This window comes from Collinsella sp. LCP19S3_D3 (genome assembly GCF_052121455.1).
Taxonomy (GTDB): Bacteria; Actinomycetota; Coriobacteriia; order Coriobacteriales; family Coriobacteriaceae; genus Collinsella.
In genome coordinates, this window is sequence record NZ_JBQKEF010000032.1 from 1 (window position 1) to 10,803 (window position 10,803).

Below are 10,803 nucleotides of genomic sequence, written 5' to 3' on the forward strand. Positions count from 1 at the left end.
ATGCGGTGGGGTGCGCGGACATACCGGGCTGACCGCCGGCAGCGCGCCCGCAAGAGCCCGCGGATATTAGCTTGCCAGGCAAGCGTCGACTAAACGTGCAGCGTGCGCGGGTCCTCCCGACGGGAAACGAAAAAGCCCGGTTTAAAACCGGGCTCGAACAAACACGCCTATTGACAATGGCTTTCTCATATTAAAAGGGGAGGTGCCGGCTTTCGCAAGGCGCGAACCTACGAAAATCGCCGCACGGCAACGCGGGGCGATGAGCTCGGTCGGGGGATAGGGCCCGCTTCGCCCGCCGGCCCGTAAATTGTATCATCCAGTGTGGAACGAGAGCGCCCGTTTCCGCGTGCGACGGGCTTGCAATAAGAGGAGAGCCATGTCGAAGCAAGCGGTCGTTGGAATCTTGGCGCATGTCGATGCTGGCAAGACCACGCTGGCCGAGGCCATGCTGTTCGATGCGGGTCGCATTCGTAAGCGCGGCCGCGTGGACGATGGCGATTCGCATCTGGACACTAACGCGATCGAGCGCGAGCGCGGCATTACGATTTTCTCGTCGCAGGCCGTGCTCGACCACGGTGATACCCGCGTCATGCTCGTGGATGCACCGGGGCATGTCGATTTTTCTGCCGAGGCGGAGCGCACGCTGCGCGCACTCGACTACGCGATTTTAGTTGTGGGCGCCAACGACGGCGTGCAGGGGCACACCGAAACCCTGTGGCGCCTGCTTGCACGCTATGACATTCCGACGTTCATCTATATCAACAAAACCGATTTGGAGAATCCCGGCCGCGATGTTTTGCTGGCACAACTTGGGCGGCGTCTTTCCGAAGGCTGCCTGGATGCCAACGAACTGCTGGAGGGCGGCGCCGTTCAGGAGGACGCTGCTGCGTTGGACGAGGCGGCGCTCGAGGAGTTTCTTGAGGCAGGCGAGCTTTCCGTCGCAACGCTGTCGCGCATGGTTGCCGAGCGCAAGCTCTTTCCCTGCTTTGCCGGCTCGGCGCTCAAGGACCAGGGCGTGAGCGAGCTGCTGGATGGCATATGCGTGCTGATGCGCGAACAGATATGGCTTCCGGAGTTTGCCGCGCGCGTCTATCGTGTCAGCCGCGGGGATCGCGGCGAGCGCTTGGCATGGGTTAAAGTGACCGGCGGCACGCTGTGTGCAAAACAGATGATCAGCGGACGTTCCGGTGCCGAGGCATGGGAGCAGAAGGTCGATCAGGTGCGCATCTATAACGGCGAAAAGTATGAGCTTGCCCAAGAAGTTGCTGCTGGCGGTATTTGTGCCGTGACGGGTCTTGCGCACGTTCGCCCAGGGGACGCCTTGGGTGCGGAGCCCGTGTGTGATGCGCCCGTCATCGCTCCGGTCCTCACCTATACGGTGCTTCCGGGCGAACACGATGTCCATGCGGTGTTTAAAGCGCTGACTGAGTTGGCGGACGAAGACCCCATGCTCGGCGTAAGCTGGAATACTCATCTGGAGCAGATTCACCTGCAGCTGATGGGCGCCGTGCAACTCGAGGTCGTGCAGCGGGTGTTGGCCGATCGCTTTGGCCTTTCGATTTCGTTTGAGCCCGGCGGCATTCTCTATAAGGAGACCGTTTCGCAGCCGGTCGAGGGCGTGGGCCACTTTGAGCCGCTGCGCCACTATGCCGAGGTGCATCTGCGCCTAGAGCCGTTGCCGGCGGGTTCGGGCGTGCAGTTTGGCACCGTGACTTCGACCGACGAGCTCGATCTTAACTGGCAACGCCTGGCGCTCACAAACGCCATGGAGCGCGATCACCTGGGCGTGCTGACCGGCTCGCCCATCACCGATGTGCGCATTACGCTCACAGGTGGCCGTGCGCATGCCAAACACACCGAGGGCGGCGACTTTCGCCAGGCCACGTACCGCGCGATTCGCCAGGGGCTCATGCAGGCGCGTGAGGCCGGCGCGGCGGTGCTGTTGGAGCCGTGGTATCGCTTTGAGCTCGAGGTGCCGGGGGAGTGTGTGGGCAGGGCGTTGTCAGACGCCACGCGCATGGGTGCCGAGTACGAGCCGCCGACGATGGCGGGCGGACGGGCGAAGCTTGTGGGTCGCGTGCCGGCATCTGAGGCGCAGGATTATGCGCTGGAGGTGGCCGCCTACACGAGCGGTCGCGGGCATCTGTACCTGGAGTTCGCCGGTTATGCGGCATGCCATGATGCCGCGCGCGTCATCGAGACGGCCGCCTATGAGCCCGAGGCCGATCTACCCAACACGCCCGACTCGGTCTTTTGCTCTCACGGCGCTGGCTACACGGTCAAGTGGTACGACGTCCCCGAGGCAGCCCACGTAAAGGTCGATCCCGCCACCTTCCGCCCCTGGCGAGCGGCGGACGTCGAGTTTTTCCGCCATAGGTGATAGAGGGTCAGTCTCTTTGTCGCATCCTGTTGGTATAACTCGGTATAAGTTGGTATAACTGTTACCAGGGTTTGCCAATCCGAGGAGGCCGACATGAATCCAAATCCCTTTAAGCCCACGGCTGGCAAGCGGCCTCCGATACTCATCGGCCGCGAGTCGGTCATCGAAGATTTCGAGGAAGGGCTCGATAACGGCGCCGGAGCGCCGGGCAGGCTCATGCTCATTACGGGAAACCGCGGCTATGGCAAAACAGTTCTCTTGCGGGAGCTGCAGCGTTTAGCTAGCGAGCGCGGATGGGCGGTTGTCTCCGATTCCGCCTCGCTTGGCCTATGCGAGCGCTTGGCCGACGCGCTTCGCTCGAATAAACCCGTTGTGACGTCAATGGAATTTGGTCCGTCGTTTGGCCGAATGTCGGTCGAGGCGGCGCGGGCAAAAGGCGAGACGTTGCGCGGGTTAGTCAACGAACGCCTCAAGAAACTCGGGCCGGGAAAGGGCTTACTGTTTGCGATTGACGAGGCCCAATCGGCATCTATCGAGGAGCTGGCGGCGCTGGCCGTTCTCTATCAGCAGGTGCTCGGAGACCAGGATGCTACGGGCTTGCCCGATAGCGACCAGCGCGGTCTTGTGCTGGTTTTTGCCGGCTTGCCCAGCATGGTCGATGACTTGCTCGAAGAGCCGAGCGTAACGTTTTTGCGCCGCGCCCAGCAGCGTACGCTGGGGGCGATTTCTTTGCCCAAAGTGCGCGATTCATATATCCAGACGGTCAAAGGCACTGGTCTTTGCGTTGATGCGGAGACGGCGGACCTTGCGGCGCGCAAGAGCATGGGGCATCCCTATATGGTTCAGCTGGTGGGATATTACATGTGGAGGTCTGCTGTCCGGCGTGACTCGCGGGTCATTGAAGTGTGCGATGTCGAGGCTGGCTACGCCGATGCCATCTCCGAGTTCTATGAAGCAGTGGACGCTCCCTTGTATTACGGGTTGCGCAGTCCGCAGCGCCTCTTTATCGAGGCCATGGCGGCTGATGGGGGCAAGCCGACGCGCATGGCTGACATCATTGAGCGCTGCGACCGCACCCAAAGCTGGGCGAGTAAATATCGCGCAAGCCTGATTCGCGAGCGCGTCATCGAGGCTGCCGGATACGGCCTCGTCCGGTTTACCGTGCCCATGCTGGGCGAGTACATCCGCGACCGCGTTTTATGGCATGAGTAGGGTGATAAAGGTGACGGAACAGAAGATGAGCCCGCAGGCTATAGAGGTACGTGGCGCACGTGTGCACAACCTCAAGGACATCGATATCGATATTCCGCTGGGAAAGCTCGTGGGTATTGCTGGCGTATCGGGTTCGGGCAAGAGTTCGCTGGCACTGGGCGTTCTTTACGCCGAGGGCTCGCGTCGCTACCTGGAGGCGCTTAGCACCTATACCCGCCGTCGTCTGACGCAGGCCGAACATGCCCAGGTGGACGAGGTGCTGCACGTGCCGGCGGCGCTCGCATTGCATCAGCGCCCCAGCGTGCCGGGTGTGCGCTCGACCTTTGGTACCATGACCGAGCTCAACAATAGCCTGCGTCTGCTCTTTAGCCGTTGCGCCCATCACGTGTGCCCGCACTGCGGGGCGCGCGTGGAGCCGAGCCTTAACGTGGCCGCGGGCCTGTCGCTCACGTGCCCCGAGTGCGGCCGTGAGTTCTACGCGCCGGGTGCCGAGGACCTTGCCTTTAACAGCGGCGGCGCGTGTCCCACCTGCGGCGGCACCGGTGTCATGCGCGAGGTGGACGAGGCGAGCCTGGTGCCCGACGAGTCCAAGACCATCAACGAAGGCGCGGTGCTTCCTTGGGGTACGCTCATGTGGGATCTGATGAAGCAAGTGGCAGGCGAGATGGGTGTGCGTACCGACGTGCCGTTTAACCAGCTCACGCCTCAAGAGCGCGACATTGTGTTTCACGGCCCGGCGGTTAAGAAGCACATTCTCTACGTTCCCAAAAACGGCGAGGGTGCTACGCCGCTCGACTTCACCTATTACAATGCCGTCTATACCGTCGAGAACGCGCTCGCCAAGGTCAAAGACGACAAGGGCTTAAAACGCGTGGCGCGCTTTTTGCGCGAGGGGCCATGTCGTGACTGTGGCGGCACGCGCCTCTCCGAGGCTGCGCGCCAGCCCCAGGTACGCGGTATCAATCTGGCGCAGGCCGCGGCCATGACGCTGGGCGAGGCGATTGAGTGGGTGCGCGGGGTGCCCGCATCCTTGCCGGCCGAGATGCGGCCCATGGCGGCGGATATCTGCGATTCGTTTTTGAGCGCGGCCCGTCGCCTGGTCGATCTGGGTCTCGACTACCTTTCGCTCGATCGCGCCGGTGCCACGCTCTCCACGGGCGAGCGTCAGCGCGTGCAGCTCGCCCGCGTGGTGCGCAACCGATCGACGGGCGTGCTCTATGTGCTGGACGAGCCCTCAATCGGCTTGCATCCCGCCAATGTCGACGGCTTGGTGGGCGTGATGCGCGATCTGGTGGATGACGGCAACACCGTGGTTGTTGTCGACCACGATACACGTGTGCTGGTGGAAGCCGACTATCTGGTCGAGATGGGCCCCGTTGCCGGAGCTGGCGGCGGCAATGTGATTGCCGCTGGCACGGTGGACGAGGTCGAACAATCGCAGGGCAGCCGCATCGCCCCGTTTTTGCGCGCAGAGTCCAAGCGTATGCGCCCGCAGGTGACTGACGACGAAATGTTCGATCAGGGCCACATCCGCATGGCAACCGATGCCATCCATACCGTCAAGCCGCTCGAAGTCGATATCCCGCGCGGTCGCCTTGTCGCGGTGACGGGCGTTTCGGGTTCGGGTAAGACGACGTTGGTGCTCGAGACACTCATTCCGGCGCTTAAGGCCCAGGCAGCTGGCGAGCGCCTGCCAAGCCATGTGCGCTGGGTCGACGCCGAGGGTATCGCACGCGCAAACCTGATTGACGCTACACCTATCGGCGCCAACGTGCGCTCGACGGTTGCGACCTATGCCGACATCCATGATGAGCTGCGTCGCGCCTTCGCCCGTACGCCCGAGGCCAAGGCAGCCGGCTACAAGGCGGGTGCCTTTAGCTACAACACCGGCGCCTTGCGCTGCCCCACGTGCGATGGCACGGGCTCGATATCGCTCGACGTGCAATTTTTGCCCGATGTCGAGATCATCTGCCCAGCATGTCGAGGCTCGCGTTATGCAGACACGGCTTCGCATATCCATCGCGAGGGCAAGGACGGGAGCAAGCTTACGTTGCCGCAGCTCATGGACATGAGCGTGGACGAGGCTCTCGACGCCACGGTGGGGCTCAAGAAGGTTCAGGCGCGCTTGCTGACCTTGCACGACCTGGGCTTGGGCTATCTTACACTCGGTGAGCCCACGCCGGCGCTTTCGGGCGGCGAGGCGCAGCGTTTAAAGATTGCGAGCGAGATGGGCCGCGTGCAGGACGATGCCGTATTCGTATTCGACGAGCCCACAATCGGCCTGCATCCGCTCGATGTTCAGGTGCTGCTGAACGTGTTTGACGGCCTCGTCGCCAAGGGCGCCACGGTTATCGTGATCGAGCACGATCTCGACCTTATCCGCAATGCCGATTATGTGATCGACATGGGGCCGGGCGGTGGCGATGCGGGCGGGCAAGTCGTCTGCGCCGGCACTCCGGCGGATATCGCTGCTTGCTCCAAGAGCATTACTGGCCGCTACCTATAGACAATGAGGCAAAGGGACAGTCCCTTTGTCACATGCCGGCAAAGCCTGTCAGCATCACGCTTTTCTTTTCTAGCCAATTCTAGTTAAAAGCAGTTAATTACCGTTAAAAGCTAGCATGTTGTCGACGTAGCACTTGAACAGCTTGTGTCCGAGGGCCAAAATGACCTCAGCCCATTCGCGAAATTTGCACGCCCTATAGTGAGTGGGTTCTCGCTTGAGCCGATGCCGCCAAGAGGCGGCCGATAGGGGCAATTATGGACAATCGAATCTTTGGGTATGTGCGTGTCTCTTCCGCGGACCAGAACTTGGACCGCCAGTTAGACGCACTGGGAAGGTTTCCCGTTCAACAGGGTCAGATTTACGCTGACAAGGCAAGCGGTAAGAACTTTAGACGTCCCCAGTACCAGCGTCTTCTTCGCAGGTTGCGCGAGGGTGACGTTCTCGTGATCAAAAGTATCGACCGTTTAGGTCGCGATTATCGTGAGGTCCTCGATGAATGGCGACGCATCACGGTGGATAGGCGTGCTGCCATCGTGGTGCTTGATATGCCGTTACTCGATACGCGCGAGCAACCCGATGGCATCACGGGAACGTTCATGGCGGATCTGGTCCTTCAGATCTTGAGCTACGTGGCGCAGCTGGAGCGCGAGAACATCAAGCAGCGCCAGGCGGAGGGTATCGCGTCGGCGCGCCTGCGTGGCGTGAGATTTGGGAGGCCGGCGCTCGAACGCCCGGATGGCTATAACGATGTCATCAAATCATTCGAAGGGGATGAAGTTACGAGGCGAGAGGCCGCAACGCCCCTGAACGTCAGCGCATCGACGTTCGATCGTTGGAGACGGGCGGACACGAACTGATATGACCGTTCGCCGTCTGTCCGTCCTCTTTAACTAGACATTTTGAAGAGGGGAGTTTATTGCACAGAGCCACTCCTTCCCTCGATGTTTATCCAGTTCACGCCCTGGAACCAAATAGTGCCACCGCGTTGCCAATTCGTCTGCTTTTTGACGAGGGGTTATGAGCTGTAACGTCAATCGAAGGGAAATAGTCATGAAACGAAATATTACTAAAAAGATGCCCATGATGGGTTTGCTTGTTCTGCTCACCTGTTCTCTGGGGTTCATTTCGGCCTGTTCACAGAATGATGCAAACGCTGCAAAGTCGAAATATGTCGACGATAAGGCGATGAATGTTATCGCCGCCGGGTTCGAGAGAAGGTTCGACGTCATTGAATCTAATGCAAACGATGATGATCCTCATTCAACCGAGAACATCCAGGAAGCTATTGAGGCCGAAATCAAGAACGACAAGGAACTCAAGAACGCTAGGTTTAAGGATTCCAAGATGCAACAGGACGTAATCACGTATCTGAATCTGCTTGATGACCAGCTTAAGGTGACCGAGGACTACTCGCAATCGTCTGCGGATTATTACGAAGAGTGGAATAAAGTCTACGTTAAGCGGTCTGCGCAACTCAAGAAGCTTGTTGATAATTACGGGCTGGAAGTAGGGGAAAAAATATAAGGATGATTTCAACGACTTAATTAAGAATGGAAAGTCCGTAACAGAGAAGACCTGCTATGAGGATGCCATCAACAGTTTGATTCAGGGAGCAAATTTCGAAAAATCGGATGACGGTTACGGTCTGTATACGTATACGGCGGTAGTTGAGAACACCTCTGGTATATCGTTCTCTAACGTCAGCCTGACACTTGCTCTCTATGATGCAGATGACATCAAAGCGGAGGAGACTTATGCGGACACTTCTTCGTGGGCGCCGGGTGAGAAAGTCAAGTTCGAGGCAATGTCCGATGTTGACGCTGCGCGCGTTGTCGCATCTGTCTCCAGCTACGATGTAAATAAATAAGTTCTGCACGGAAGGGGCGGGTTAATCGGCAATGAATGGTTGACCTGCCCGTTTTATGCCAAATATTGAACAACAAGTGCTGCGAACGAATGTGTATTATTTCGGATTGCAAACAACTGCCCTCGTCTAAAGACATGCTGAAAACGACAATTAAGGCATGAGGTATAACCCACGGCTGTTTCTTAAATAACAGGGATTTTGAAAGGAATAGGGGATGGATGAGATGGAGGAAGGCATGGGGGCGCTGAAAGCGAAACTCGGGAGAATCCTGACAAAGCCCAAGGTATTCTTTGCGGGCCTGGCGCTTGGCGGAGTGATTGTGGCTGTACTTTTCATTACCATCTTTAGTAACGGCAAAGCTGCGGGCGCGAAAGAAACGACCCCCAATACGCTTTCCCCGTCGGTCGTGTTTGAACGCATCGCTTCCCAGAACGAGATGGTTTCTGCATCGCAGAACTATGCGATTGTCGATAAGGTGACGGATACCAAGAGGTTCTTCGATTGGTTTGATATCCCGTTTACGGAAAACAGCTTTTGGTACCGCTATGTGGGAACCATTAAGGCGGGTGTGAATCTCGAGACGGCAGAGATACATACAAACAAGAAAAAGCTGACCATTACGATGGATGAGCCTTATGTAATCTCGAACACGCCGGATATGAATAAGTCGGGTGCTCTCGAGGAACGCAACAACATCCTCAACCCCATTGAGGTCAAAGATGTCACGGCGTTTGAAGCGCAGTGCAAGGAGCGGAGTGAAAGCGAGGCCATCAAGGATGGCAGGCTGCTCGAAGAGGCTCGAGTGAACGCCGAAGCAAATATCCGTGCGATGTTCAACTCGGCATTTGGCGATGAATATACGGTTGATTTCGACTATCGGAAATAGGAGGTCACTATGGAGGATAAAGACGATCTAGCTGTTGTCGAAAGGGAGGAGCTGTCGCGACATAAGCAGAGTTTTGATATCCGTAAGGCCGCTGCCGGGTTGGTTGATGGCGCCGGAAGCGCGATGGCGGGCGCGGTTGCAACCGTACAGAAAGTTGCCGATGGTGTAATGTGTGCTGCAACTCCGATGGTCGATGACGCCTTGGCGGCTATTGCTGATGCGGCCGATGGTGCGGCAGGTGCTGCTGCGGATATCGGTGACGCCATCAACGATTGGGCATACCAGCAGCAGCTTAATAGATACAGGCCGGTAACCAAGGAGACCTATCAGAGTCCTTCATTTTATTTGCCGAATATGATTCGAATTGTTGACGGAAATGAGCGTCGGGGCATCGACGCCTGTAGGGATGCTATTGGTTGGCTGGATACCGTTAAGGGTACGCAGATTTTCAATCTGTACCGCGAGGCAATCGGGGATAGCGAATTGTCTTTCTACCCTAAACCATCTCTTTATTCCACATATTACGTAGATGCTTTTGATCGGTCTCGCTTTGTTGATCTTGACTCTTATTTCGCAACCATGCAACAAGACAAGATGGCCGAGTTGAGACGGATTGCGTTCATGCTTGGCGCGAAGCGCTGCAAGTTGGAGGTGACGGAGTACGAGGAAACTCGGAGAGGCCACCAGGTTAAGGGAAATGCCAAAGCGGGAAAGAAGGGCTCGGCTCGAATCAACGGCTCTTTGAGCGATTTAACGAAAAATGAGAAGAAAATCCTGTTTACACAGGAATTTGAGGGAGACATGGTTCCACAGCGCCCTGAACTCCATTGGTATGCCCATGACTCTGACATTCTCTTGTTAATCGAAACGAGATGCGGTGGAGAGGATAAAAACAAGGCGAAGAGCTATCGGGTTGAATTGAAAAGCGAGACGACCATGACCATGTCCGTATCGCTTGCTATGGCTATCGATGAGGCATGCAGCAAGCTGAACATAAGGGCAAATTCGAGCCTGACAAGCCAAGCTAAGCGAGAACTTCGGCAGTCATTTGTATTTGAAGTTGAATTCTGACGTGAATTGCTAGCAGCCAAATGCGGCAAAGGGACTGTCCCTTTGCCGCATTTGATGTCAAAACCATTTTGTCAAGGACTAGAGAGTTTGAAAGTCTACCATTTCTGCCCCGTCCCCTAATGGCAGGTTTTTACATGCCGGCAAAGCCTGTCTGGCGCAGGGCTTCGTAGAGGACGATGGCGGCGCTGTTGGAGAGGTTGAGTGCGCTGATGCGGTAGTCGTCCGGATTGACGAAGTTGCCGCAGATATCCTGCCGAAGGATGGCCTCATGGCCGTTCTCGGTATGTCCGAGCGATTCCTCGTGGGCTTCCCAGGCCTCGGCGTTATCGAGTGAGTCACAATCGCGCAGCATGGGGATGCGCTCGCAGCGCTCGGGCGCTGCGGCGAGCAGCCCTTCGGGAATCCCCGAGCTTTCGCTGCCAAAGACCAAATAGTCGCCGTCACGGTAAGTGCTTTGCGCATAGGTTCGGCGTGCCTTTTTGGTCAGCAGATGCAAGCGGTCGTCGGCGGGGGAAAGGTCATTGCGCGCAAGGAAACCCTCCCAGCTGGCATAGGTCGTCACGTCCAAGTTTTGCCAGTAGCCCAGGCCGGCGCGACGCACCGTTTTGTCGTCGAGCGAAAAGCCCAGTGGCTCCACCAGATGCAGGCGGGCGCCGGTGACCACGCAGGTACGGCCGATATTACCCGTATTGGCCGGAATCTCGGGCGCATACAGCACGATATTGAACATGAATCTCCTTGGCATAGAACGAAAAACCACCACGAAGGGGCAGTGAACTGCCTCCCATTTCTTGGACATCGGGAAATGGGAGGTTTTCCATGAGTATAGACCTCAGGGTGAAGCACGACCTGGAGTCCAGGAGGCGGGCCGTCGAGCTCTT

Annotated in this window: 9 protein-coding genes; 8 read left to right on the forward strand and 1 reads right to left on the reverse strand. The window is 57.7% G+C overall.

What is annotated here, in order from left to right; all coding sequences use genetic code 11:
* Positions 1–376 precede the first annotated feature (376 nt).
* The 8 genes from ACTQXM_RS08700 (at position 377) to ACTQXM_RS08735 (ending at position 9,922) form a co-directional block, all read left to right on the forward strand.
* A complete protein-coding gene (locus tag ACTQXM_RS08700) occupies positions 377–2,380 on the forward strand; it encodes a GTP-binding protein (protein ID WP_441537617.1) in 2,004 nt (667 codons plus the stop codon).
* A gap of 93 nt (positions 2,381–2,473) precedes the next feature.
* A complete protein-coding gene (locus ACTQXM_RS08705; RefSeq protein WP_441537618.1) occupies positions 2,474–3,592 on the forward strand; it encodes an AAA family ATPase in 1,119 nt (372 codons plus the stop codon).
* Complete coding sequence (locus ACTQXM_RS08710; RefSeq protein ID WP_441537619.1) at positions 3,585–6,098, forward strand: excinuclease ABC subunit UvrA; 2,514 nt, start codon at positions 3,585–3,587, stop codon at positions 6,096–6,098. Before ACTQXM_RS08705 ends, ACTQXM_RS08710 begins: the two co-directional genes overlap by 8 nt.
* 254 nt (positions 6,099–6,352) lie before the next feature.
* Positions 6,353–6,955: a recombinase family protein gene (locus ACTQXM_RS08715; protein ID WP_427796093.1), complete on the forward strand. Its 603-nt coding sequence runs from the start codon at positions 6,353–6,355 to the stop codon at positions 6,953–6,955.
* A 217-nt stretch (positions 6,956–7,172) separates the two neighbouring features.
* On the forward strand, positions 7,173–7,622 hold the full coding sequence (locus ACTQXM_RS08720; protein WP_441547648.1) for a hypothetical protein: 450 nt from the start codon (positions 7,173–7,175) through the stop codon (positions 7,620–7,622).
* 76 nt (positions 7,623–7,698) lie between these two features.
* Positions 7,699–7,965, forward strand: coding sequence for an FxLYD domain-containing protein (locus tag ACTQXM_RS08725; RefSeq protein ID WP_441537621.1), 267 nt, complete (start codon positions 7,699–7,701; stop codon positions 7,963–7,965).
* A gap of 214 nt (positions 7,966–8,179) precedes the next feature.
* A complete protein-coding gene (locus tag ACTQXM_RS08730; RefSeq protein WP_427796095.1) occupies positions 8,180–8,851 on the forward strand; it encodes a DUF4230 domain-containing protein in 672 nt (223 codons plus the stop codon).
* 9 nt (positions 8,852–8,860) lie between these two features.
* Complete coding sequence (locus ACTQXM_RS08735; RefSeq protein WP_441537622.1) at positions 8,861–9,922, forward strand: hypothetical protein; 1,062 nt, start codon at positions 8,861–8,863, stop codon at positions 9,920–9,922.
* 130 nt (positions 9,923–10,052) lie between these two features.
* On the opposite strand, the gene ACTQXM_RS08740 is transcribed toward ACTQXM_RS08735, so the two are convergent.
* Positions 10,053–10,652 carry a tRNA (cytidine(34)-2'-O)-methyltransferase gene (locus ACTQXM_RS08740; RefSeq protein ID WP_441537623.1) on the reverse strand — a complete coding sequence of 200 codons (600 nt, stop codon included), beginning with the start codon at positions 10,650–10,652 and terminating at the stop codon, positions 10,053–10,055.
* Positions 10,653–10,803 lie beyond the last annotated feature (151 nt).